Annotated in this window: 22 protein-coding genes and 1 pseudogene; 4 read left to right on the top strand and 19 right to left on the bottom strand. The window is 41.7% G+C overall.

All coding sequences use genetic code 11. From position 1 onward, the window contains the following. Positions 1-2 precede the first annotated feature (2 nt). The 9 genes from gndA to rsmH all read right to left on the bottom strand — a co-directional run bounded on the left by gndA (position 3) and on the right by rsmH (position 9556). Entirely contained in the window at positions 3-1424 is a 1422-nt protein-coding gene (gene gndA, locus F602_RS0105400; protein WP_018166938.1) for an NADP-dependent phosphogluconate dehydrogenase, read from the bottom strand. A gap of 247 nt (positions 1425-1671) precedes the next feature. Further along, a complete protein-coding gene (locus F602_RS0105395) occupies positions 1672-2214 on the bottom strand; it encodes a YceD family protein (protein ID WP_018166937.1) in 543 nt (180 codons plus the stop codon). A 1-nt stretch (position 2215) separates the two neighbouring features. Then, the gene (gene trxB / locus F602_RS0105390; RefSeq protein ID WP_018166936.1) at positions 2216-3133 is read right to left on the bottom strand and encodes a thioredoxin-disulfide reductase; all 918 of its coding nucleotides are present in this window, start codon (positions 3131-3133) and stop codon (positions 2216-2218) included. 53 nt (positions 3134-3186) lie between these two features. Further along, on the bottom strand, positions 3187-3414 hold the full coding sequence (locus F602_RS0105385; protein WP_018166935.1) for a DUF4059 family protein: 228 nt from the start codon (positions 3412-3414) through the stop codon (positions 3187-3189). An 83-nt stretch (positions 3415-3497) separates the two neighbouring features. Beyond that, the gene (locus F602_RS0105380; RefSeq protein WP_018166934.1) at positions 3498-4841 is read right to left on the bottom strand and encodes a DEAD/DEAH box helicase; all 1344 of its coding nucleotides are present in this window, start codon (positions 4839-4841) and stop codon (positions 3498-3500) included. Between the two features lie 141 nt (positions 4842-4982). Continuing rightward, positions 4983-5981, bottom strand: coding sequence for a phospho-N-acetylmuramoyl-pentapeptide-transferase (mraY, locus tag F602_RS0105375; protein ID WP_018166933.1), 999 nt, complete (start codon positions 5979-5981; stop codon positions 4983-4985). 1 nt (position 5982) lies between these two features. After that, entirely contained in the window at positions 5983-8238 is a 2256-nt protein-coding gene (gene pbp2x / locus F602_RS0105370; protein ID WP_018166932.1) for a penicillin-binding protein PBP2X, read from the bottom strand. A gap of 1 nt (position 8239) precedes the next feature. Beyond that, positions 8240-8563: a cell division protein FtsL gene (gene ftsL / locus F602_RS0105365; protein WP_018166931.1), complete on the bottom strand. Its 324-nt coding sequence runs from the start codon at positions 8561-8563 to the stop codon at positions 8240-8242. A gap of 27 nt (positions 8564-8590) precedes the next feature. After that, positions 8591-9556, bottom strand: coding sequence for a 16S rRNA (cytosine(1402)-N(4))-methyltransferase RsmH (gene rsmH, locus F602_RS0105360; RefSeq protein WP_018166930.1), 966 nt, complete (start codon positions 9554-9556; stop codon positions 8591-8593). Positions 9557-9715: 159 nt separating this feature from the next. On the opposite strand from rsmH, the gene F602_RS0105355 reads away from it, so the two are divergent. The 4 genes from F602_RS0105355 to F602_RS0105340 all read left to right on the top strand — a co-directional run bounded on the left by F602_RS0105355 (position 9716) and on the right by F602_RS0105340 (position 12605). After that, the gene (locus F602_RS0105355; protein WP_018166929.1) at positions 9716-9946 is read left to right on the top strand and encodes a helix-turn-helix transcriptional regulator; all 231 of its coding nucleotides are present in this window, start codon (positions 9716-9718) and stop codon (positions 9944-9946) included. Continuing rightward, positions 9915-10412: a DUF3278 domain-containing protein gene (locus tag F602_RS0105350; RefSeq protein ID WP_018166928.1), complete on the top strand. Its 498-nt coding sequence runs from the start codon at positions 9915-9917 to the stop codon at positions 10410-10412. Before F602_RS0105355 ends, F602_RS0105350 begins: the two co-directional genes overlap by 32 nt. A 102-nt stretch (positions 10413-10514) precedes the next feature. Then, the gene (locus F602_RS0105345) at positions 10515-11864 is read left to right on the top strand and encodes a TrkH family potassium uptake protein (protein WP_018166927.1); all 1350 of its coding nucleotides are present in this window, start codon (positions 10515-10517) and stop codon (positions 11862-11864) included. Between the two features lie 69 nt (positions 11865-11933). Beyond that, positions 11934-12605, top strand: a complete 672-nt coding sequence (locus F602_RS0105340; RefSeq protein ID WP_018166926.1) for a potassium channel family protein — start codon at positions 11934-11936, stop codon at positions 12603-12605. Positions 12606-12846: 241 nt separating this feature from the next. Here F602_RS0105340 and F602_RS11155 read toward each other — a convergent pair whose 3' ends face one another. From F602_RS11155 to F602_RS0105285, 10 genes and pseudogenes are all read right to left on the bottom strand, one after another. Further along, positions 12847-16449, bottom strand: coding sequence for a pneumococcal-type histidine triad protein (locus F602_RS11155; RefSeq protein WP_040839995.1), 3603 nt, complete (start codon positions 16447-16449; stop codon positions 12847-12849). 239 nt (positions 16450-16688) lie between these two features. Further along, a complete protein-coding gene (locus F602_RS0105325; protein ID WP_018166923.1) occupies positions 16689-17612 on the bottom strand; it encodes a metal ABC transporter solute-binding protein, Zn/Mn family in 924 nt (307 codons plus the stop codon). A 324-nt stretch (positions 17613-17936) separates the two neighbouring features. Next, positions 17937-18194, bottom strand: coding sequence for a DUF896 family protein (locus F602_RS0105320; protein ID WP_018166922.1), 258 nt, complete (start codon positions 18192-18194; stop codon positions 17937-17939). 11 nt (positions 18195-18205) lie between these two features. Beyond that, positions 18206-20242, bottom strand: coding sequence for a glycine--tRNA ligase subunit beta (gene glyS / locus F602_RS0105315; protein WP_018166921.1), 2037 nt, complete (start codon positions 20240-20242; stop codon positions 18206-18208). Then, complete coding sequence (glyQ, locus tag F602_RS0105310; RefSeq protein ID WP_018166920.1) at positions 20242-21159, bottom strand: glycine--tRNA ligase subunit alpha; 918 nt, start codon at positions 21157-21159, stop codon at positions 20242-20244. The genes glyS and glyQ overlap by 1 nt, the downstream gene beginning before the upstream one ends. Positions 21160-21556: 397 nt before the next feature. Further along, positions 21557-22249 carry a methionine ABC transporter permease gene (locus F602_RS0105305; RefSeq protein WP_018166919.1) on the bottom strand — a complete coding sequence of 231 codons (693 nt, stop codon included), beginning with the start codon at positions 22247-22249 and terminating at the stop codon, positions 21557-21559. Then, positions 22250-23314 carry a methionine ABC transporter ATP-binding protein gene (locus F602_RS0105300; RefSeq protein WP_018166918.1) on the bottom strand — a complete coding sequence of 355 codons (1065 nt, stop codon included), beginning with the start codon at positions 23312-23314 and terminating at the stop codon, positions 22250-22252. Next, positions 23307-24662, bottom strand: coding sequence for a M20/M25/M40 family metallo-hydrolase (locus tag F602_RS0105295; protein ID WP_018166917.1), 1356 nt, complete (start codon positions 24660-24662; stop codon positions 23307-23309). The genes F602_RS0105300 and F602_RS0105295 overlap by 8 nt, the downstream gene beginning before the upstream one ends. A gap of 83 nt (positions 24663-24745) precedes the next feature. After that, positions 24746-25627: a MetQ/NlpA family ABC transporter substrate-binding protein gene (locus F602_RS0105290; protein ID WP_018166916.1), complete on the bottom strand. Its 882-nt coding sequence runs from the start codon at positions 25625-25627 to the stop codon at positions 24746-24748. 272 nt (positions 25628-25899) lie between these two features. After that, positions 25900-26061: pseudogene (locus F602_RS0105285) on the bottom strand (gamma-glutamyl-gamma-aminobutyrate hydrolase family protein); the annotation flags it as partial. Positions 26062-26294 lie beyond the last annotated feature (233 nt).

Here is a 26294-nt window from a genome sequence, read left to right as displayed (position 1 = left end):
GCTTATTTTTCATCATACCATGAATAATGGAATGTACCTTCTTTGTCTTTTCGTTGGTAAGTGTGAGCTCCAAAGTAGTCCCGCTGTGCTTGAATCAGGTTAGCAGGAAGATCTGCTGAGCGGTAGCTATCATAGTAGGTAATGGCCGCTGAGAAAGTTGGGACAGGTACACCAGCTTGGACAGCAATAGCAACAATGTCACGTACAGCCTGCTGGTACTTCGAAGTCACATCCAAGAAATACTCATCTAAGAGAAGGTTAGCCAAATCTGCTTCACGGTTGTAAGCATCGGTAATCTTTTGTAAAAATTGAGAACGGATGATACAACCATCACGCCAAATAGAGGCGATGTCAGCAAACGGCAAATCCCAGTTATGCTCTTTAGAAGCCACACGTAGTTGAGCAAAACCTTGAGCATAAGAAATAATTTTTGAGAAATAAAGAGCTTGGCGGATTTTTTCAATCAACTCAGCCTTGTCACCCTCATACTTGTAGTCAACACCTGGCAAAATCTTACTAGCATGAACACGCTCTTCCTTGTAGGTTGAGATGTAGCGGGCAAACACAGATTCTGTAATGAGGGACAATGGAACACCCAAATCGAGGGCATTTTGGCTCGTCCATTTACCTGTACCCTTGTTGCCAGCTGCATCTAGGATATAGTCGACAATTGGCCCATCCTGACCTTCATCATCTTTACGTGTTAAGATATCCGCTGTAATTTCAATGAGGTAACTATCCAATTCACCTGTATTCCACTCAGTGAAGATGTCTGCCATTTCAGACGCACCTAAACCAAGAAGGTTTTGCATCAAGTCATAAGACTCAGCAATCAACTGCATATCCCCATATTCAATGCCATTGTGAACCATTTTGACATAATGTCCAGCTCCGTCTGGGCCGATATAGGTTACACATGGTTTCCCATCTTGAGGGGCCTTAGCAGAAATCTCTTCCAAGACATCTGCTACCAACTCATAGGCTTCTTTTTGTCCACCAGGCATGATAGAAGGTCCTTCAAGAGCACCTTTTTCACCACCAGATACACCAGTGCCAATAAAGTTGATACCTGAATCTGCCAATTCTTTGGAGCGACGGATTGTATCTTCAAAGAAGGTATTTCCACCATCAATTAAGATGTCTCCCTTATCCAAATGTGGCAATAAAGCTTGAATGGTCGCATCCGTACCCGGTCCTGCCTGAACCATGAGCATAATACGACGTGGTGTTTGGATTGATTTTACAAAACTTTCTACATCGTAACTTGGTATCAAGTTTTTGCCTGGATTACTAGCCACAACATCTTCTGTCTTATCCGCTGAACGGTTATAAATAGCGACTGAGTACCCACGTGATTCTACATTGAGGGCAAGGTTACGGCCCATAACAGCCATTCCGACAACACCAAAATTTGCTTTAGTCATGAATATTTACTCCTAAATTTAAGATATAAGGGCCTATGCGACACATAACAAAATAGCCAAACAAAAGGAAGAAGGACAAGCTTCTGGGAAGTTTTTTATCTTGTAGTGTGCCGTAGCCGTATTCAGTTATGAAATCAGATACACAATCTACCCGTCATGGAAACAGGCAGTTTCTGAGTATTCATTTTTGTTTGTATCCACTCTATTATACACAGAAAAATGGGATTTTACAAATTTTCTGTCAATTTCATTCTTGGTCTAATAGACCCTGTAATTTAGCAAAAGGACTATTGGCCTCTTTCTTTTCTTGAGCTTGATGAGCAAAGTCTTCTTCTGTCAGAAGAGTCCAGTTTTGACCAGAAGGCATCTCCTGTCCAGCTGCTTCTTCTGGTGTTAGCACTTTTGCTGGTAAATTGAGTAGAATATTGTCTGCTACACTCTCATCCAGCACTAGCTTCTCACCCTCAATAATCAAAACCAAGTCCTCATCAGCCAACTCTTTTTCTTTAAGAATCACTTCATTTTCTACAAAGACTTCCATCACCGGATAAACCTCTTTCCAAGTGACAGGCTGCATAGAGCGACTCGATGCCATAGTAATCTCATAGGAAAGAGTGTATTCCAGAAAGTAAAATCCTGCTTCAAAGCGGGCTTGACCGGATGCTGCAACTGATGATAGATCCAAGATTTCTGGATTTCGCTCCAATATCTCAGCCTTCAAGTCCAAGGTCTCTTCAAAATGGATACCTTCTGGATTTTTTTGAAGGTCATAAATATGAAACTGAACCATCTTAACCCTCCAACTCGGTGATATAATGATAGGCTTGCTGAGCTGCGGTCGCTCCGTCTCCCACAGCTGTCGTAATCTGGCGGAGCTGTTTTTGACGCAGGTCCCCAATGGCAAATATCCCCGGCTGGTTAGTTTCCATCAATTCGTTGGTCACAACCCATCCATGTTCATCTGTAATCCCCAAATTTGCAACTGCTTCAGACATCGGATCCAACCCAACATAGATGAAGACACCACCAAAGGCATGCTCAGTGACTTCCCCTGTCTTGAGGTTTCTGATATTTACAGACTGAACCTTACGCTCATCCCCCTTGATTTCCTCAACCACACTATCCCAAAGGAAAGTGATTTTCTCATTAGCAAAAGCTCTATCCTGAATGATTTTTTGTGCTCGTAGTTCATCTCGACGGTGAACAATTGTTACTGAGTTGGCAAACTGAGTTAGGAATATAGCTTCCTCCACAGCAGAGTCGCCGCCACCAACTACTAACAAGTCCTGATTACGGAAGAAAGCACCATCACAGACTGCACAATAGGATACACCGCGGCTATTGAACTCCGCCTCTCCAGGCGCACCAAGAGGACGATGTTGTGCTCCCATAGCTAAAATAACCGTTTTAGCCTCAAATGTATCATCTTCTGTAATCACTTTTTTGACGGGACCTTCCACCTGTACTTCTACCACTTGTCCAAAGAGGTGCTCAACACCGAACTTTTCGAGTGGTTCATACATTTTTTCAGCCAATTCTGGTCCTGAAATGAGCTCGTAGCCCGGATAATTTTCAATATCCGCCGTGTTGTTCATCTGACCACCATAGATACCGCGTTCTAAAAGTCCGACTTTCAAATTACTACGGGCTGCATAAAGAGCTGCTGTCATACCCGCAGGTCCTGAGCCGATAATTAATGTATCATACATGATATTTCTCCTTCGATTAAACAATTATTCTGATAATGTTTGCAAATAATTTACTACCAAGCTCTTAAAATCAAGATGAGACCGATAATGCCAAAGGCAAAAATAGGTATGGTCATTACATTGATAATGAGCAAATCATATAAAAATTCTCTTTTTTCGTGCTGGGTTTTATCCCTCCCTTTGCTAGCCCGCACTACAAACCAAGCTAGGCTAGCAATGACCACTATGATGGCTGAAAAAAGGAGGCTTTCCAAATAAAGACTTAAAATAGTTTGTAGCATGTGAGTTCCTAATTTATTTCTAGATTTAGATTTCTATCTGATACGTAGACAGATGAAAGCTTGTCTTAGTAAGCTGACAACAATTAAAATTCCTGACGTCTGGCCTTGCGCTCTGCTCGACCCTTGGCACGATTTTCAATTCTCTTGGTCTTGCGACGCTTTTCATCTACAGCCCACTTGATTTTCTTCTTGTATCCAGGTTTGATTTTTTTCTTTTTCTTTTTGACAAGGCCAATCATTTCCAAATCTAGTTTTTCGTGAGATTTTTCTCGATTGACACGACGGTCTCGATCATAGGTATCAACAAACTCTCCACCCTTGATATCCTTTGGTAGAAACTGGATATTTAGTTTTTCTAATTCACGGATATCCGCATCATCACTAGGCTGATAAAGTGTAATAGCAATGCCTGATAAACCATTGCGTCCCGTCCGACCTACTCGGTGAACAAAGAAGGATAAATCTTGCGGTATGGCATCATTAATGACATGACTGACACCCTCTATATCAATACCACGCGCAGCCAAATCGGTAGCCACGATATACTCGAAATCCAAGTTTTTGACCTGGTTCATAATCCGCTTGCGCTCTCGTGGTGGAATATCACCATGAATTTTGGCAACCCGCAGACCATTAGCCGTCAAATAGGAATGAAGTTCGTCCGCACGGGTCTTAGTGTTGACAAAAATCATAGCTAAATAGGGTTGCATGAGCTTTGTCATCTCTAAAATTTGAGCATTTTTATCTCGACCTTTGGTAGAAATCAGCCAATTTTCGATAGTATCCGAAATAACAGTCTGCGTCTTAATCTGCTCGACCACAGGATTGGATAAATATTTCTTTAAAAATGGTTGTAATTTTTGTGGAATAGTCGCTGAAAAGACCAGAAATTGTAGCTGTTTTGGCAAACTACCCGCAATCTTATCGACTGTCTCCAAAAATCCCATATCCAACGTCATATCTGCTTCATCGACCACAAAAATCCCCGCCTTATGGATACCCAGGTCTCCGGATTTGACCAAATCATAAATCCGGCCCGGCGTTCCAATGACGATATGGGGTTGGTTGGATTGAAGCTTCTCTATCTGGCGTTTTTTGTCTGTCCCACCTACATAATTGCTGACACGAACTTCCGTTTCAGAATGACTAGCAAGCTGACAGGCTGCCTGGTAGATCTGGGTGGCGAGTTCACGAGATGGCGCTGTGATGACAGCCTGAACCTGGTCCAACTCCTCATTTAACTTTTGGAAAATCGGAATCAAAAAGGTATGAGTTTTGCCCGAACCAGTCTTTGACTCTCCCACTAAGTCTCGCCCTGACAAGACGATAGGAATCAATCTTTTTTGTACTTCTGTCGCCTCAACAAAGTTGATTTCCAATAGCGCTTTTTGAATATAATCCTTTAAGGTAAATTCTGTAAATTTCATAGTTTCCTCTTTTTCTAGTACTTTTCATTATAACATTTAATAGGAAGACAAGCAAAAAGGACGGATGCCCGTCCTTCATATTCTAATTTATTCTTTTCTGATTTTTCAAAAACAACAGGACCTTTCCTGCTGTTTTGAATGCTATAAATAAAGAATTGCTAAGGTTATCAGACTCATCACAAGTCCAAGTCCCCATAAGAAGAAGTCAACCTTCCACTCACTCCATTTCTGCCCAGCACCAGATAAGCCACCTAATTCCAAATGATGATGGAAAGGGGTCATACGGAAGATGCGACGACCTTCGCCGAACTTCTTCTTGGTATATTTGAAATAAGAAACTTGAAGCATGACAGATGAGGTTTCAATAACGTAAACCAATCCAATCAAGAGCAATGTCCACTCAACCCGCAGAGCAATGGAAATAGTTGCCAACATCCCACCTAAAGCCAGACTCCCTACATCTCCCATGAAAATCTTTGCCGGCTTGTGGTTGTAAATGAAGAAACCAAGAAGGCCACCAATCATACTGATACAGACTAGGAGGATATCAAATTGTTCTTGTACTACAGCAATAATAGAATAAGCTGTCAAGCTGATAACCACTGAAATAGAGGCTAATCCATCAATTCCATCTGTTAGATTGACCGCATTGGAAAAACCAACTAGCCAAAAGAGGACAAAGAGAACATAGAGTGGCCCAAGGTGGAATAAATAACCAAAGACATTGAGAGCACCAGTTCCAGCTCCTCTCATATGGACTAAGTAGAAGACCACCCCTCCAAAAAGTTGTAGAGCTAGTTTTTGCCTAGGATTGAGACCTTCATTGATTTTATGGAAAATTTTTAAAAAATCATCCAAAAATCCGATTGCGCCATAGAGGGCAAGAACGAAGAGGATAGCCAAGACCCCACCTGTTAATAGCTGAAAGCTTGCTGCAATCAGAAGAGTGACCAGAATGGAAACAGCTAAAAATACTGTTCCTCCCATCGTTGGGGTCCCTGCCTTAAATTGATGCTGCTTCACATCCTCATGCATTTGTTGCCCTTCGATTCGCTTGGCCTGGTAAAATTTGATAAATACTGGAATCAATAGAACTGTTCCAATAAAGGAAGCAGCTCCTGCTAATAAAGCAGTTTGCATCTTATTCTCCTAATGTAATGGTAATTTTTTTGGTTTTCTTGAGATTGGTTCCTACCTCTACACTCTGGCCAATAACCTTGCTACCAGAACCTTCCATATCAATGTTGATATCTGTCCAACTAGAAAACTTCTCTACATTGGTTTTTGTCCAACCATACATATCAGGGACATCTTCAAAATTGTTGGTCAAGAGTAGGACTTGTTGATTGGCTACTAGGTTAGAGCCCACTTTTTTCGAAACTTTTTCAATTTTTGAGCCATTTCCCAAAATAACAGGCTGCACCAAGTTACGGCGGAGTTCATCTGCTGTCTTACCAGGGCTTTCGCCGATGATATTAGGTAGCTTGTACTCCGTCTCATTAGCCAAACTAGCCAATGCAGGAGATGCTCCTGTTAAGTTCAAGCTGTCTTTCAAAAGCATTGCTTCCTTGAGAACTGGATTAACAATATCTTGCCAGTAAAGAAGGCTCCAATGTTGAGGTTGCTGAACTGTCACATACATAATGAATTCTGGGTCTTCAGCTGGAACCATCGCTACCACAGAGTTAATCGTGTCATTGGCACCTTCCATATAACCTATCCCATTTTCTTTGGCGATTTCCGCTGTACCCGATTTAACGGCAATATTATAACCATCTACTTGGATAACTGCTCCGGTCTCCTTCGAATAAAGGGTTCCATAATATGGATCTGTACCAACTGTCACCATATACTGAAGTGTTTGGTTAGCTGCATCAGTCGATACTGGTTTTCCCATAATTTCCGGTTGGGCAATACGAGCTGAGTCTGTGAGCGGGTCATATATCCCGGAAATAAATTTGGGTTGCAACATCACTCCATGATTTCCAATCGCAGAAAAAGCACGTAACATCTGGGTATTGGTAACTGAAATCCCCTGTCCAAAGGAGCTCATGGCAATGGTAACAATATTATCTGCTGGAAAAATACCGCCATCCTCATTGTTCATCCCAAAACGGGTTGGGTAACCAAAACGAAACTTCGATAAATAACTCAACCATCTGGCATCTCCCATCCTCTGCTCAAGCATGGTCATGCCGACGTTACTAGAAAGAGCAAATCCATTAGCAAATGTCAGTGTTTGAGGAGGGCGTCCTTCATTGACCGTCCAGTCATTTATTTTTGCATCTGCTAGGGTATAGGTATTATTGGTGTAGTACTCATTGGGATTGAAGGTCTTATTGTCAATAGCTGCTGCCAAGGTCATAACCTTCATCGTAGAACCTGGTTCAAAGAATCCCTGGTAAAGGGTTGAGTTCCAGTTTAAATCTTTTTTATCTAGCCCTTCCTTCGTATCTGGATCAAAGGTCGGACGCTGAGTAGTAGCTAAAATCTCCCCTGTCTTAGCTGACATTAGAGTGGCATTAGCATAGACACCTTTGGTCTTCTCTCCATAAAAAACATCCATATTTTTTTCAAGAGACCGTTGCAAGTCAGACGAAAGGGTGGTATAGATGTCTTTTCCATCAACAATCTCTGCTTTAACAGTTTCTGTACCTGGAATGAGGCGGCCATAGCTGTCTTTTTCATAGATAATCTTCCCATCTTGACCAGAAAGAATATGATTCAAGGCTGCTTCAACACCAGTCTGACCATGTAGACTTTGACTACCATCATCGTTATCTTTTAGTTGAGCTAAACCGATAAAATGACTGGCAAAAACCCCGTTTGTATAGAGACGACCAGGACTAGTAGAAAAGGAAATACCCTTGATATTAGCCGCCTCGGCTGCTTCAGCAATAGCTGTCATCGTTCCATGAGAGATATTCTTGCCCTTTGTTCCAAAATACACTTGGTTTAAATCAGGCAATCTGAGTTGCTGAAGGACATAGTCCTTCTCCATCCCTAAAAACTCATGAAAAATATCTGCTACTTTATCAAACTGACTCTCTTCTACGTAGAGAATCTCCTTATGAGCAGATACATAATTCTTATCAAGAATGGCAAAAATAGTATAAGTTGTGGAATCTTGAGCGATTGGGTATCCTGTCCGGTCATAGATAGTGCCTCGTTTGGCTTGAACTGTAACCTCTTTTTGATGGACCTGCTGGGCTCCTTCAGATAAATCTACCCCAAATTTACTATCTGTACCTATGATAATAGCAAAATTAATGAGAAAAACGAAGAAAAGAAAGACTGTAAGTAAAATCAAACTTTGCCCTACTCTTCTACGATTTTGATTCGGTAAACCTCGTTTCTTCAAGATATATCTTAAAAATTGTTTCTTTTTTCTAGGCATCTTACTCTGCTACTCCAATATTGTCATTATTCAGTGTCAAACCTTCTTTTTTTGCGATTTCTAGTAGACGAGCATTCCGCACCAAGTCATTGACAGCCTGCTTGGCATCTTCAATTTCTAACAATTTAACGCTGATTTCTTGATTCACACTCGCCATTTCAGATTGAACTTGGAGGAGTTTGGTCTGCAAAAAAACAATGCCAATAGCCAAAATCAAACCAGAAAGAACAATACTGCCATAAAAAGCCTTTTCTACGCGAGTAAAGGTCTTAATTTTATCTTCAATGACCTGCATGGTCAGCTCTCTATGTTTGTCTTCTAGCATAAGGTCTTCCTCTCTAAAGCTATGATTTTATGGGTGTTCCTGAAGCTGATGAACTTTCTTAGCTACCCGCAACTTTGCTGAATGGGCTCGGTTATTTGCGGCAAGTTCTTGCACGCTTGGTAAAATCGGCTTGCGATTAACCAATTCTAAGGGTGCTTTGAGGTCATCAGGAATAAATGGCAAGCCTTTTGGTACATCCACAGTACTCGCTTGCTTAAAAAGCTGCTTGGTTAAGCGATCTTCCAAGGAATGGAAGGTGATGACAGAGATTCGCCCATCAAGTGCCAACAAATCAATGGCCTGCTGGATAGACTCATCTGCAGCACCCAGCTCATCATTGACTTCAATTCGAATGGCCTGAAAAATTTGTTTAGCCGGATGCCCCTTTTTCTTCAGCTCCTTGGCAGGCTTGGCTGATTTGATGATATCTGCTAGTTCTGTCGTGGTCTCGATAGGCTTGATTTGACGAGCCTGCTCAATCTTACGGGCAATTTGCTTGGAAAACTTATCTTCTCCATATTTGAAGAAAATCCGTACCAAGTCATGGTAGTCGTAGTCATTGACCACCTGATAGGCTGACAAGGCTTGGTCTTGATTCATCCGCATATCGAGCGCTGCATCCTGCTTGTATGAAAAGCCACGCTCACGTTCATCTAGCTGAGGACTAGAAACCCCCAAATCATAGAGAATACCATCGATTTTTTCTACTCCATGTTGAGCCAAATTGGACTGGAGATGGCGAAAATTATCCTTGATAAAGGTGACCATCCCTTTTTCAATATACTCTTTCAGGCGAACTTGAGCATTGTCAATAGCTTTTTGATCTTGATCAAAACAATAGAGATGGCCTTGTTCACTTAATTTGGAAAGTAAATAAGCCGAATGTCCCGCTCCACCTAGAGTGGCATCCACATAAACACCATCTGGTTTAATATCTAGTAAATCAACAGTCTCATGGAGGAGAACCGTTGTATGATTAAATTCTGTCGTCATATCTTCTTATTATACCATACTGTGAGAAATCCAGCTTAAATTCAGCCATAGAAAAAAATTTTTCAAAAATATGTCGTATATAGTTGACATGTTAACCATCTTGTTTTATACTAGTTGTGTAAAATATATGCGACATTATTTGCCTACGAAAGGAGAATTATGAATCGTGTCAAAGACTACCGACAGATGGTTGGCAAGTCACAATTAGCACTGGCAAAGGAAATCGGTGTAGCCAGACAAACCATCAATATGATTGAAAATAATAAGTATAATCCCTCACTAGATCTCTGTGTCAAACTAGCTTTAGCCTTGGACACAGACTTGAATAGCCTCTTTTGGATCGAAAGGAAAACAAACAATGAAAGAAACACTGACAGACAAACTGATTAAACGCTTCTATGGTATTACAGGGCCACTAGATGAGTTCAGACGCCAACAAGTAGAACGCGTGGGCAACATGTGCTTTATTTGGCTCTTTTATATTATCGCCTTTGGTAATCTCATCGCCTTCTTTCTTGGGCGACAATATCCAGAGGTGGTGGCAATAGCTTATCCATTTGCACTGACCTTCATCATTTTGTTCTTATACTTTGTTGTAGCGACCAAACAAAATGTTGATATCGTACAGACCATCGATGTAGAAGAATTGGATGAAAAAGAAAAAGTACAGTTGAAACAAGTCGGCTGGAAATCAGGTCTCTTTTTTGGTTTGATAATGTGGTTATTTGGTCCACTTATTCTGGAAATGAGTTACATTGATGGCCTCTTTACACCAAAAATTTTAATGTTTGGTTGTCTTTGTGGACTGATGTTTGGCTTACTCATGCATCTTTTGGTTAAGGCTCGACAAAAATAATCAGTTTCAACTGGAAAGGAAAACATTTAGTAGTTTTCCCTTTCTTTTTTTTTAGAATGTGTTACAATATCTACATATTTTAATCAGAGAGAAGAGAGGCATATGTCTTTTTTTAGGATTTCCTTAACACCTACTCAGCGAATTGTCCTTAGTTTTGCAGGTGTGATTGTTGTCGGTTCTATTTTATTAACCCTACCGATTTCACAATTACCAAATTCCCAGGCCCACTACTGGGACAACCTTTTTACAGCAGTCTCCATGGTTTGTGTGACTGGGCTGTTTACTCAACCAGTAGCTTCTAGCTATACAGCTTTTGGGCAAATCATCTGTATGATTCTCATGCAAATCGGTGGTCTGAGTCTCCTGAGTTTTGTCGGTTTAATCGCCCTGCAGGCCAGAAAAAAATTGAGTTTTGTCAATCTAACCACTCTACAAGAAAGTTTTAGCAGGGCAGATACCAAGAACTTTCAAGGCTTTATCTTGTCTGTCTTTCGTTTCACCTTTGCCATTGAAGGGTTAGGGGCGCTGTTGCTGTCCTTTCATTTTGTACCACAATTCGGCTGGGCTAAGGGGACCTTTACATCAATCTTTCTGGCGATTTCAGCCTTTTGTAATGCTGGTTTTGACAACATGGGCTCGAGTAGCTTGGTCGATTTTGTAGAAAATCCATATCTCAACCTCGTCGTTGCCTCTCTCATTATTATGGGGGGCTTGGGATTTTCTGTCTGGTTTGATTTTCAAAGTCGACTTGATCGAAAACAGACTAGACGCAGACTCAGCTTTCACACCAAGATCGTTCTCGGTCTGACAGTAACAATCTTATCTATCGGTACTCTGTTGACCTTCATTACTGAATACAACAATCCTTCTACTATCGGCAATTTCTCTTTTGGACACAAGCTTTTGGCTAGTTTTTTCCAAGCAGTGACCATGAGAACAGCAGGATTCGCTACTATTGATTACACCCAAACACGACCCATTACGCTGTTAATCTACGCCTTTCAGATGATGCTGGGTGGTGCACCAGGCGGAACAGCAGGCGGAATAAAAATCACAACCTTCTTGGTCCTGATAGCCTACGCTCGGAGTGAAATCATGGGCCTCCCACATACTAACTTCAAACGTCGAACTATTGATAATTTAACGATTCGTAAGACCATCGCTGTCTTCATCGTCTTTCTTTCAACTTTTCTATTGGGACTGTTTGCCATTAGTGTCACAGATGCTGAAAAACCCCTTCGATTCCTTATGTTTGAAGTGATGTCAGCCCTAGCAACAGTTGGTGTATCAGCCAATCTGACCGCAACTTTGTCTTATGCAGGGCAGTTGATTATCATGGCCCTCATGTTCTTTGGCAGAATTGGACCTATGTCTATTTTGGTCAGCCTTTCTACCAAAAAGCCTCCAAAATCAGCTACCCTCCAATACGCTAAATCTTCCCTCATCGTTTAAAGCAACTATTATTTATTGACAAGGTCTGGTATTTTTGGATCTTGTCTGTCTAAGGAGTATCTTTCTATTATGCAAAAACATACTATCGGAATACTGGGTCTAGGTATTTTTGGAACCAGTATTGCAAAAACTCTCTGTAAGTACAATTGTAATATCATTGCTGTGGACGACCACGAGAATCAAATCAATCAGCTTGAATCGATTCTAACACGTGGAGTTGTTGGCGACATTTCTGATAAGGACCTCTTGCGTGCAGCAGGGATTGACACCTGTGACACAGTCGTTGTGGCGACTGGTAGCAACTTGGAAGCTAGTGTTCTAGCAGTTCTTCATTGCAAGGCTTTAGGCATTCCTAAAGTGGTAGCTAAGGCAAAAAGTAAAACCACTAGAGAGGTTCTCCTAAAAATTGGAGCTGACCGAGTCATATCTCCGGAACGCGAAACGGGTATTTCTCTAGCCAAGCACTTGCTCCACGATGATACAACCCATGTCATTGAACTGGACGAATATATTTCCATTATTGAATTTAACCCACCTGCAAAGTGGATCGGAAAAAGTTTAGGAGAGCTGAAGCTCCGTCAAACTCATATGATGAATATCATTGGCTACCGCAGCAAATATACCAATATTCTTGAAATTCAACTGACACCTGATTATATTTTCAACGAAGATGAGTTAATTATGGCTGTCACAGACAACAAAACTGTTGACCATTTTGAGGAATACACCAATAAGATGTGACCATCAAGCCCCAACATCTTAATGAAAGTGACAATTTTAAACTTGCATCGTTCAATTTCAATAAGGAAGAGATCGGTGAAAACCAATTCTCTATAAAAAAGGCCCCATCCACATTCTTAAATGTGGATGGGGCCTTTTGTTCTGTTTTAGATGCTCTGACCCTTCTAGCAGTTTCACCTGTGTTCTTCACAACCTCTTTAGTAGTAAAGTAGTTGTGAAGTTAGAATAGCTAGAGTAGGCATTACTGGGTTACCTCTGTCAATTGAGGAATGGAAATTGTCCGAGTATGTCCTTCCTTATCTGTAAACGTAACCGTCTTATTCGGCGCATCATATGTTAATTGTTCCATTGAAACGCCATAACGAAGACTTAAGGTAATCAAGGCAGACTCAAATTCCTTACTGTTCATACCAAAAGCTGCTGCACGCTCATTTAAAGCTGCCGTATACTCATCCAGTTCTTCCTCATCTTCTTCAACTTCTTCTTCCGAAGTATTGTCATCCGGTTCAACGGAGGCATCCTTGCCCCAACCTTGATTTGAACCTGGCCGTTCTTCTGGATGTTCAATATAGTATTTCACAGTCGCCAAGAAGTCCTCTAAAGTATAACCTTCCGGAGCCTTATAATGCCCATTGTCAAACCAGGATAAGGCAATATTATGGTAATGGTCATAATGTGGAATGATGAGACGACCATTTTTATAGCCGACAACATAGGCAGTATTGTATGGAAGCTTGTCTAATGGAATTCGTTTTGCTGCTACAACTCTCTCATACATCGCTTCTGCTGATTCCTTTGGCGTCTCTGTCTCAGAAGCTGTATCTGAGTTGGCAGGAGGAGTTGCATCTGGTGTATCCTCCTTAGTCGGTGGTACGAGACCTTTCACTTTAGCATAATATTCTGCTAATCTACGCTCATTTTCTGATAAATCAGCCTTAGGAATCCAATGACTATGACCTTGGTGAGGAACCACGTAAGCATCTCCTTCGTCAGCTTCAATATCCCTAGGATCAAAGATATAGCCATCAGATGTTGTATACTTACCAGCTTTTTTCGCTTGAGCAATTTCCTCAGCTGTGTAGGTAATTTCTGTGTTTTTCTTACCTAAACGCTCTGGGTGAGCTTCGATGGATTGGATGTAGTTAGGGAGATCTTTTACTTCTAAGAGAAGTAAGGCCTTGTCAGTTTGACTATCGTAGGCTCTAGAAAGATAGGTTTCTATCAACTCATTGAGACGTCTACGCAACTGGCGGTCTTGTATGTGACGTAGGTTCTGGGCAAGTTTTTTCAAGAATAGTTTGATTTCTCGAGAAGTCTCATCCTGCTTGACTCCGTCTACACCATAAACTTCATCCAAGAAGCGACCGACACGCTCGGTATATGAAATATCCCTTACTTTTTCCTTGTCTAATAGGCTCTGAGCAATAGGATTCTCCTGATTGCTTTCAGCCAATTCTTTGAGCATTTCATCTCTCAGGCGTAAATTAGCAAGGAAGTTTTTGCGAATTTCTGTAAGATTCCATTTTTCAACTTGGGATTTGTACAGTAGCAAGATGGCTTCTTCTACACGCTCTCTAGTAGTGGCTGAAAGACGTGGATTACGGTAATTTTCATACAACTGACGCAGTAAATCTGCCCCTGCAATACCTGGTTGCTTATCGAGTTTTTCGAGAACATCCAGTAGAGCAGCAGCTTTTTCTAGAGCTGCACCATCTTTGCTCAAACTTGCTTCCTGTATGCTAGCTAAGAACTCCTCCTTGGTCATTTCTAGACCTTCAAAGGAAATCCCTTCAACCTTTGCCACTAAAGCACGGTACTGCTTGTCGGTGACTGATTCTTCATTTGGAACAAACTCAACATTTTTCTGTATATATTGTTGATTAAAGGTATCCAGAGCAGCTAAATAGCCTTCTGTTGAGTTACTTGCCAATCGTGATACGGTTTCCCAGAAACTTTCTAGGGCAAAAATCACTTGACGGTGATAAGCGGGATTGTTGGCATTGATACGCTTACTCTCCGCAATCAATTGATCGATTTTCTCACGCACCACTTTTCCATCATAGCTTCCTGAGACGTAGATGGACTGAATCATTGGCAAACGACTTTTCAACGCTTGTTGAATATTTTCAGTTTGGATACGAATATAGTGGTTATGTCCGTCGTGTGGAACGACAAATGTGCCATTTTCGATTTTCAAGCGATAAGGTGATACTCCAGAACGTAGCGCTGTTGTATACAGTTCGTTGAGTAAGTCTAAATCTGCCTGACCTGTCACCAATGGAATACGGACATTTTTCTTCAAGACTGCATAGGGGTGAATGTGGGTTGGATCATAGGCATGGTCTGGATTATTGAAAACAAAATAATCATTGGATGAACGAATCGCCTCTAGTGGGATGCCGTAGGCTTTTGCTATATAATCCATTTTTTCTTGATCACTTGCATCACGAGAAAACTCTTCTAAAGGCAAGGACTGGAGTTTGGCAGCATCTGTAGTTCCATCTTCATTCTTTTTCTTTGCCAAAGCTGCCTCAGCTGCCTGAATCTGTTCCGGTGTTAAATGTTTCTTGTAGAAATAGTGGGTATGATCCCCATGGGCTACTACATACCCTTCCTTATCACCACTAATAATCTGATTCACATCGAATGGTACTTCATGTGTGTCAGGTTTCGAAGGTTCCTCTTGTTTATCTGTTGATGGAGGAGTCGGCTTCTTAGGTTTCGGCGGGGCTGGTTGAGCAGGACCAGAAGAATGTGGACCATCACCGACTTTTATCAGGTTAACTATTTTTCTTTCTAGGGGAGACAGTTGACTATATGGAATAAAATGATAGTGGTCTCCATGCGGAACAACGACGCCAAACTCTGTTTTTTTGATGATTTTCCTTGGGTCAAATACCAACCCATCTTCCTCAACATGTCGTTGGGACAATGGCGTTGCATCAAGCAGAGCTAGCAAACTAGGTAGGTCGTCTCCAATTGGGTCTGCTTGTGGTTTGTCATTGTCTGGTTTTGGTTTTGGCTGAGCTTGATCATTTCCTGGTTTTGGCTGTGGTTTTGATTGCGGTGGATGAGAAGGATTGGTAGATGGAGGAGTTGGTGCTTCCTCTTGTTTTTTATTTTTCTTTTGGCGATTCCAATAATCCTGAGCAGCTTGTAATTCACTTGGAGATAAGTCTTTTTTGGGAATAAAGTGGAAATGGTTACCGTGCGGAACAATAAAGCCATCACCAGTATCCTCTATAACATCCGATGGATGAAAGACATAACCATCATCTGTTGAGTAGCGGCCATCTTTGGCTTTATGCGCATCATTTGAATGTTTGTTGGGACTGTCCTCTGGAGAAATTTGTTGTTGCCGTTCAATTTCCTCCTTGTTACGTACATTATCTCGTTTCTGTTTATCAGATAGATAGAGGTAATATCGGCCATCTACCTTAATAATGTAGCCATTTTTTACCTCGTTAACAATGTGGTCATCCTGCAAAACATAGTGAGGATCTGTCATTAGCAATTCTTCACTAAAAATGGCATCATAGGGAACTTTTCCATTGTAGTAATGGAAGTGATCCCCATGGGATGTCACATAGCCTTGGTCTGTTATTTTCACAACGATTTGCTCTGCTTCAATATTCTCCTTGGCTGATACCTCCTCTGGAGAAAGAGCCTTGATGGCACCATTCATGTGATCATTTGTTTTCTTTGCCGAAGCTGTATCTTCTATGTAGGCGACACGATTGTTTTGTCTTTCTTGCGACTGGTAACGCACTAACTGATAGCTACATACCGATAGACTGACAAGAAGGGCGGCAACTGACCCAACGACTACTTTTTTCTTTTTCATTTTATCATTCATTCCTTTCCTTTTACTCTAGTTACAGCACCGAATGAACAGGTGTTGCACGATTTCTCGTATCCTATAATCAAAAATGAGCAGAAACCAGAAATAAAGATAGGCCAGTGTTGCTACAAAGAGCTACTCAATTCTGGATTTACTGTTGATTCATTGCTATATTTAGGCTTTAAATCACCTTTTGGATGTGAATGCGAGCAAAATCATGACATTAAGTCATCTAACTTCTGTTACTTTAATTCCTGATAGAGAGTCTCTAAAACCTCTTCCAAATTATCTAAATAGCTGAGATCATTTTGTGGATCGGCTTCTAAAGGATCTAGTACCTTCATTTTGACTCCTGTGGACTCTGCGACTGTTTTGGCTAGCTTATCTGAAAGTCCTCGCTCAGAGAAAATAGTCTTGACCTTATACTCCATTACAAAATCTTTCATTTCCGCTAACTGTCGGGGACTTGGTTCTTCCTCTGATACACCTGCAATGCCTAATTGTTCTAATGAAAAACGTCGAGCTAAATAAGAAAAAGCTGTATGCTGGGTAACGAAAGTCTTTGAGCGAGTGTTATCAAACAGCTCCTTGTAGCGTTTGGTCAATGCTTGTGCTTCTTGATTGAGCTTTTCTGCATTTTTTCTATATATCTCTGCATTGTCCGGATCCAAATCAGCTAGAAGGTTTGCAATTTCCAGCGCTTCTTGACCAACCAAAGTGGGATCTAGCCATGTGTGGGGATCATATAAACTTGCCTCATCCATTCCTTGCGTAACCTCGACACCCTCTAGTCCAGGTACCCGCTCCAATGGCAACTGAGCTGAAGCTTCAAGTACACGAACATCTGACCCTTCTAGATTGGGAGCTAAACGTCCCGCCCATGATTCCAGTACACGCGAATGGTAGATAAAAGCATCTGCATCATAAATCGCTCCAATATCGCTGGCAGAAGGCTCATAAGAATGAATTCCCTGACTAGAGCCTATCATCCGTACATCATTCAAGTCTCCCGACACCTCTTTTACCAAGGAATAAATAGGATAAAAGCTGGTAACAATCTTTAACCCTGAATGTTCATCCGTTTTTTTCTCCCCTATTTGACAGGCAAATAACAAAGGGAAAACAAGAAGGGATAGAACCAAAAGAGTCACATAGCCTTTTTTCATAAACATCTCCTTTCAAACTTAACCGGTTAATTATAACACCAACAACTTAACCAGTCAAGGTTTTTTAGAAAATTTTTTACTGAGTCTTCATTTTTGTAGTCTCCTAGTTGCCATAATCCCTCTTTTCAACATACAAGTTATTCATATCTTTGACTGCCTTCATTTTATCTAATCAATCTATAACATTAGACATTTACTAGATTAGTCGTCATCGAACTCTAGGACTATCACCAATATTTCTAGATATATAAAAAACGTCTAGCACCAACTTTCTAATGAAAAATTGGTACCAAACGTCTCAATAAAATAATAGGTGAACTTAGACTATGATTCTGGGTCATCTAGACTTCTGCCATGCAAGCCTTTTTCACGCTGGATTTGGCGAAGTTTTTCTGGGGTAACATCATTGCCTTCCTCATCCACTAGCTTAATGCCAGCGAGATGGTGCCGCAAGGAACGTTTGTAGCCCTCAATATACTCCTGGCGGAGTTCAGCCTGCTCGACCTTCTCAGATTCAGTCAAACCGACTGTTTTTTTCTTTTTAGCCAGCTCATTGATACGATCGATTTTTTGTTGCTCCATTCAAAAACCTCCTACTTTGTATTTAAAACATTAAATTTAGCTACTGTCGCTGCTTTTTCTGTAAGAGAAGCAAGGAGGGCTAGACGATTGTTTTTTACGGCTTGGTCTTCTACCATGACCATGGTATTGTCAAAGAAGGCATCGATAACGGGGCTAAGAGCAAAGAGTTGTGCCAATTTTTCTTTATGCTCACCCGAGAGCAGTAAGTTTTCGATAGCTGAGGCCAAGGCTTTTTCCTGCTCATTTTCAAAGAGAGAAGGATCCACAGTAGCTACTGCATCCGCTTTTTCAGCTAAGTTAAAGACACGAGACAGACTTTCCACAGCAGGCTTGTAGTTATCAGCCTGTGAAGCTTCTACTAGGCTGGTTGCAGCAGCTAGCATTTCCGGTACAACAAAGGTTGAACCTGCCAAAACTGCTTCTTTAATATCTTTTGGCATCTTGCCCATCATCTTATCCACACGAGCGCGGATAAAGTTGAGGACTTCTTCCCTATTTTCGTACGACAAACTCGCGAAATCCAATTCATATAGGCTATGAATCAACTCATCCATCGGAATGTTCCAACCAAAGGCATCTAGGATACGGACAATCCCTTGAGTCGCACGACGAAGGGCATAAGGATCGTTAGAACCAGATGGAATCAAACCTACTGAGAAGAAAGATAAAAGAGTATCTAGCTTATCCGCTAGAGCCAAAATAGCGCCAACTTTTGTCTCTGGTAAGTCTCCATCAGCAGCATTTGGTAGATAATGTTCTCGGATTGCTGTAGCAACCGCTGGGTTTTCTCCCGCCAATAGGGCATACTTCTCACCCATAATACCTTGGAGTTCATCGAATTCGCCTACCATTCCAGTCAGAAGGTCAAATTTATAAATGTGGGCTGCACGGGCCAAGTCTTCTCTTTCTTGCTCTGAAAGGTTGGCCTGTTTGGCTAGAGAATCTGCAATGACTTGGACACGATGCATGTGCTCAGCTAGAGAACCGATTTTTTCATGGAAAGTGACATCCTCTAATTTGGCTACTAATGCTTCGATTTGCAGTTTCTGATCCTCACGCCAGAAGAACTCTCCATCTTCCAAACGTGCTACCAAGACTTTTTCATTTCCTTTGACAACATTTTCGATATGGTCGGCATTACCGTTACGAACAGAAATGAAGTTCGGTAGGAGCTTGCCAGACTGATCCCGCACCACAAAATAACGCTGGTGGGCTTTCATAGAGGTAACGAGAACTTCTTCTGGTACAGCCAAGTATTTAGCATCAAAGGCGCCCATGAAAGCAGTTGGATATTCAACTAGGTTGAGAACTTCATTTAGAAGGCTTGGATCAATTTCCACAACCACATTTTGTGATTTTTCGATAGCCTTGATTTGTTCTACAATCATGTCTTCACGTTCTTTGGCATTTGCGATGACGAAGACCTTGCGCAAATCAGCTTCGTAGCTATCTGCACTGGTAATTGCAACTTCTGTTCCAAGGAAGCGATGACCGCGACTGATACGACCAGATTGGATATCTAAGAAAGGCATATCCAAGGCTTGCTCATCCAAAAGAACAGTCAACGTATGCACAGGACGGATGTATTCGAATGAATTGCTAGCCCAATGCATACTGACAGGAAAGCTCAAAGAAGCTAGGACTTCAGGTAGCCCAGTCAGCACTTGCTCAGCGGATTGACCGGCCTCATGCTTGGTCACATAGACATACTCTTCTCCTTTCACTTCACGAAATTCAATATCCTCAACGGTCAAACCCTTACCACGAACAAATCCCTGCGCTGCCTTTGAAAAATTCCCATCCGCATCTAGGGCAATCTTCTTAGAGGGACCTTTGAAATCTTCTGTTAAGTCAGTCTGTGCATCTGCTAAACCATTTACCCGTACAGCCAAACGACGGGGAGTCGAGAAGGTTTGGATAGACTCAAAAGAGAGACGGTTGTCTCCTAAAAAAGCAGCCATTTTCTCACCTAGTTGCTGTTCACTTTGAGTGACTACATAGGCTGGCAATTCTTCTAAACCAAGTTCTACTAATAGATTTTTTGTCATTATTTCGCATCCTCCTTAAGTAGTTCTGCACGAGTTGCCTCATCCAAGAGTGGGTAACCTAGTTTTTTACGTTCTGCAACGAAGGTTTTAGCAACAACACGGGCTAAGTTACGGATACGAGCGATATAACCCGCCCGTTCAGTAACCGACACCGCTCCACGTGCATCAAGCAAGTTGAAGGTATGCGAACATTTCAAGACGTAGTCAAAAGCTGGATGTACCAACCCTTCTTCCAAGGCACGGGCTGCTTCTTTTTCAAACTTAGTGAAATTCTCCAAAAGCATATCTTGGTCAGATACTTCAAAGCTGTACTTTGAATGCTCAAATTCTGGTTGCAAAAAGATTTCTCCATATTTGACACCTGGTGACCACTCAATGTCATAGACCGAATCCACTTCCTGAATGTAGGATGCCAAACGCTCTAAACCATAGGTTACCTCAGCAGTGACTGGGCTAGTCGGTAACCCTCCTACTTGTTGGAAATAGGTAAACTGAGTAATTTCCATCCCGTCCAACCAAACTTCCCACCCAAGACCTGCAGAGCCCGTTGAGGGGTTTTCCCAGTTATCTTCAACAAATCGGATGTCATGCTCCAAAGGATTGATACCCAATTTTTCCAAAGATGCGAGATAAAGTTCTTGAATGTTTGCTGGAGATGGTTTCATCACCACCTGAAATTGATGGTGCTGGTAAAGGCGATTTGGGTTTTCCCCATAACGACCATCTGCTGGGCGACGGGACGGCTCCACATAGGCAGCATTCCAAGGTTCAGGACCGATCGCACGCAAGAAGGTATATGGACTCATCGTTCCAGCACCTTTTTCTGTATCATAGGCCTGCATGAGCATACAGCCTTGGTCATTCCAATATTGTTGCAAGGTCAGGATGATTTCCTGAAAGGTTAGTTTTTTTGACATCAGTTGCTCCTATCTTAAGAGTTAATTTTTGGATGTTGACATAAAAAGAGAACCACAATCTTCCACTCCCATGCCAACAGACATAGGGGCGTTAAGAACGCGGTTCCACCCTAATTTATTACTTCATTTTTATATGATATTGACTAGAAAGCGCCAATCTGTCCATGTTTTTCACCTGACTTTCACTGTCTCAGGCTCGCTAGAGAAATCTATGCCAGACCTTCTTTCCTGATAAGTATTATAGCAGAAAGTCAGCGCTTTGTCTAATATGACAAAATCAATGTGAAAAGATGATAAAATATTTTGTATATCACGCAAGAAAAGACAAACCTCCAAAGAAGGTTGTCTTTAATCTAAATCCAGGTATTTCTGTTTCTTGTCCTAGCTCCTATCAGTACTAACGATGGCTGAGCTTGCGGGTCAGTAAGTCACCCAATAGTTGGATTCCAAAGATAATTAGCAAAATAATGAAGGTCGCTGTCCAAGTCACATCGTGGTTGAAACGGTTAAAGCCATAAGAAATGGCTACATTTCCAATACCGCCACTACCGATAGCACCAGCCATAGCCGTCTCTCCCACTAGAGAAATAAGGGTCACCGTTGAGACACGAATAAGATCCGGCAAACCTTCACTAAGGTAGACCTTGATAAGGTCGAAACCAGTTGCACCAGAAGCCTGAGCAGCCTCGATGACACCTCTATCTAACTCAGATAAGACCACCTGAACCTGCCGGGTAAAAAAGGCAAAGGTTGCAAAAGCCAGAGGTACAATAGCTGCTGTTGGACCAAGGTTGGTCTGCACCAATAAATAGGTCAGCGGTTGCAGAATAAAAAGCAAGATGATGAAAGGAATAGCTCGGAAGACAGAAGTAATCTTGTCCAAGATATGAAAGACAAGTTTGTTTTCCAACACACCACCAGGAGCAGTCAAGACCAGAAAAAGACCAGTCAAAAGACCAATCAAGCCTCCAATTAGAAAAGCCCAAATAGTCATATACAATGTTGTATAAATGGCTATGAGCCAGCCACTTTCTCCCCAGAGTCCAATCTTATAGACATTAGGTAAATAAGTTTGAATTAAATTACTCATCTAAGCACCTCTTTTCAATATTGTCAGTTCTACACCAGACTCCACAATGGCCCTCTGAGCGGCTTCTAGTGCATCTGGCAGACCGGACAAGACCACCACCAACTCACCTACTGGTGTATTGTCCAAAATTTCGATATTACCATACAAGATATTAGCCGTCACCTCAAATTGTTTATAAATTTCATTGAGAAGTGGCTCATCAGTCGTGTGCCCAGCATATTTCAGCTGAACCAGAAGGGCGTTGCTAGCTAAATTTTCAACAATATCTTGCTTCTCGATTTTCACCAAAGCCTCATCAATCCCCGTTGCAGTTCGAATAAACTCCTTGGTCAGGGCTTGCTTGGGATGAGAAAAGATTTCCAAAACGGAACCTTCTTCAATTAAGACACCATTTTGCATTACCGCGACCCGATTACAAATATCCTTGACAATTTGCATCTCGTGCGTGATCATCACTACTGTCAGTCCCAACTTGCGATTGAGTTTTTGAAGCAAGGCTAAAATTTGCTTGGTTGTTTTAGGGTCAAGAGCCGAGGTGGACTCATCTGAAATCAAAATTTCAGGGTCATTGGCTAAGGCACGCGCAATAGCTACCCGCTGCTTCTGACCTCCGGATAATTGGGCAGGATAGTTGTCTGCTCGTTCAGATAGACCAACCAATTCCAGCAAATCATCTACCTTTTTAGCTCGTGCTTCCTTACTCAAATCAGAATGTCTCAAAGCAAAGGCGACATTTTGTCGAGCTGTTTTTTGAGCCATCAGATTAAAGTGTTGGAAAATCATGCCAATACTTTGTCTCTTTTGACGGAGTTCGGCAGCTGATAGTTGGACCTTGCCATCCGCAAAAGTCACCTGCTTCCCAATAGTAATTTTCCCAGCAGTCGGTACTTGTAGGAGGTTGATAACACGGACTAAGGTCGACTTCCCAGCACCTGAATAGCCTACAATCCCGTAAATATCTCCCTTGTTAATATTGACGGAGACATCCTTTACTGCTTCAATCACTCGTTTCTTCTGATGAAAGGTGATGTCGATATGCTCTAGCTGAATAATCGTTTCACTCATAACTTCTAATTAACTCCTCTATCATGTCTATATGGGTTATATAATCTGCAATCTTGACATTCTCATCGCCCCCATGGTCCCGACTATTGGGGTTGCCAATACCAAATGCTGCAATGGGAACACCCAGGGCTTCAAAAACCTGATGCATGGGACCTGTCCCTGCTGTAGTTGGTAAAACAGCTACTCCCTCTGGTGAGAATTTTTTTGCAATGGCGATGACATTGAGAATTGAGGGTGCAGTCATATCACTCCGATAGCCCTCTTCTCCCAAGGTATAGGTCAAGTCTACTTGTTCGAATCCATTTCGAACCAACTGCGCCTGAATCTGTTCAAAAACTTTACGCGGCTTCATACCTGGAACCAAACGTACCTCTAACTTGGCACTGGCCTCTGCTGGCAAGATGGTTTTGACACCTTGACCCTGGTAACCTGTTTGTAAGCCTTGGATATTTAAAGCAGGTTCAAAAAAGAGATTCTTGAGCAAGGCATCTTGATTTTTTGTTAAAAAAGGAAGTTGCAGATTGTAAACTTCTTGGAGATGTTGCTGATCTACCAAGGCATGCTGCCTGACTAGTTCCATCTCATGGTCGGTGGGGGCCATGACATCATCATAGATGCCCTCCACTAGAATTTTTCCCGTCGCATCACGTAAACTGGTCAGGGCATTGATGAGATACCAACTACTACTGTTAATGGTGCCACCAAATTTGGAATGGATATCGACATCCGCACTCCGAACCTTGGCATCAAAAGTCACAATTCCTTTGGTCCCACCTGAAATCTCCATCTGCCCTTTTTGGTTGAAAATTCCCTGCTCCCAGACCAGAAGATCTGCACCAACTAGCTTCGACTGGTATTTGACCAAATATTTTTCCAAGTCAACGGAGGCTGATTCTTCTGCTCCTTCTACAATAAAGATAATGTTCACAGGGAGTTCACCCTGCGTTTGACAATACTTCTCAATCGCTGTCAAGCGGGCTGTAATATGCCCCTTATCATCATCCACACCACGACCATACATATAACCATTTCGAATATCCAATTGAAAAGGAGGGCTCGTCCAAGGTTGATCTGCATCTGCAGGCTGCACATCATAATGATTGTAAAAAATAAGGGTCTTAGCATCCTTTTTTGGGCTGGTAAAGGTTGCCATTACAAAGGGAGCTGTAAATTCATCATCTAGAACCACCTGAGCCCCAGCTGCTTGAAAGACCTCCTTGAGGTAGTGGGCTGTTTCAGATAAACCTATTTGTTGGGCAAATATGCTCCTCTTTGCAACCAATTCTCTTAGAATAGACACATAATGTTCTATGATTCTATCTTGTTCAACTGTTTCCAGCTGCTTCATACTTTCCCCCTAAACACAAATACGGCGTGCTTGCACACGCCCATACTTGCTACTATGTGTATTCACAGTTCTCACTATTGAGATTATTTTACTGAATCTGCACCTTCCCAAGCTGGTACATCAACACCATTTGATGCATCGCTAAGGATTTTAGCCACTTCATTAGTTTGATAGGCCTTAATCAAGATTTTTATCGCATCAGCTTTATTTGACTTTTCCCAACCCTTTTGAGCAGCAATGACATTGACCCATTGTTTGGACTCAGCATTGATTTCTTCTTTGAAAAGAACGGTTGAATAGTCCACACCTGCATCCACAGCGTAGTTGTTGTTGATAATAGCTGCATCAACGGATGTACGAGTAGAAGCTGTTTGGCTAGCATCCAACTCTTTGATGTCCAATTTCTTAGGATTGTCTGTGATATTAACCTTCGTTGCCAATTCTTCACCAGATACATCCAATTTGATTAGACCAGCTGTTTGCAGGAGGTAGAGAGCACGACTCTCATTGGTTGCATCGTTTGGTACGGAAACTACTGCTCCATCTGGTAATTCTGAGATATCCTTGTACTTCGCTTTTTCTCCATTCAATCCAGAGAAGATGCGAAGGGGACTAATCAATGTATCTGCTGCTGCAACCAAGTCTCCATCGTTTTCTGTGTTCCAGTTATTGAGGAAGTTGTAGTGTTGGAAAGCATTGACATCAATTTCACCATTAGCCAAGGCCTTGTTTGGTTGTGAATAATCTGTGAACTCTACAAACTTCAATGTGAGTCCTTCTTTCTTAGCATTTTCACTGACTTTTTCCCATAGTGGCTCAGTTGCATCTGTACGCGTCATGATACCAACGGTGAGAGTCTTATCGTCTTCCTTGCTATCATTGCCTGATGACGGAGCACAAGCTGCCAAAGCTACAACTGACAGGGCAGCGACTGCTGCAAAACCAAATACTTTTTTAAAGTTCATAAACTAAATCTCCATTTCCTGAGCCAGCAACTAGCTGACTCTTATTTAATTGTCTCTATGTTATCATAAGGTTCTTCCGTTGACTAGTAGAGATTTTTTAACTAGCTCTTTAAAAATTTTTATGTCTCTTTTGTATCAGTTATAGTTTTTGACTATATCTAGATTCAATCAGAAAACAGGATAAAATACGATTTTATCACTGCATATCTATTTTTTCTACCGTTCAGGACAGTTCGATGACCGCTTAGGATTTCAATAGGAGGATGCCTGCTCTACAGGCTTTGCACCACATATTCAAACAATCGGCGATGTTTGGTACAATATTTGACCAAAAATTCAGGATGCCATTGGATACCTAAAATGGACTGTGAACCCTTACTTTCATAGGCTTCGATGGTGCCATCTCGTGGATCGTGGGCAGTGGCTACCAAGCCCTCTCGTGTCAAGCTAAACACAGGCTCTTCCACAAGACTGGCATTGATGTTAATCATTTTTTCTTTGTCCATTTCCTTATCCTTTCTTATTTTGAGTAAAAAATAGACGATAGGATTCCTCTCTATCGCCTTAACTATTTGACTGTTCTTATTATTTCCACCGATATAGTGGGGGATCTATTCCTTATTCTCATTTCTTCCTCCTTATTTTTAAGCATCAAAAAAGGAAGTAT

Source organism: Streptococcus minor DSM 17118 (assembly GCF_000377005.1).
GTDB lineage: Bacteria > Bacillota > Bacilli > Lactobacillales > Streptococcaceae > Streptococcus > Streptococcus minor.
The sequence above is the reverse complement of the archived record's forward strand: the minus strand, read 5'-3'. Positions and strand labels throughout refer to the sequence as shown.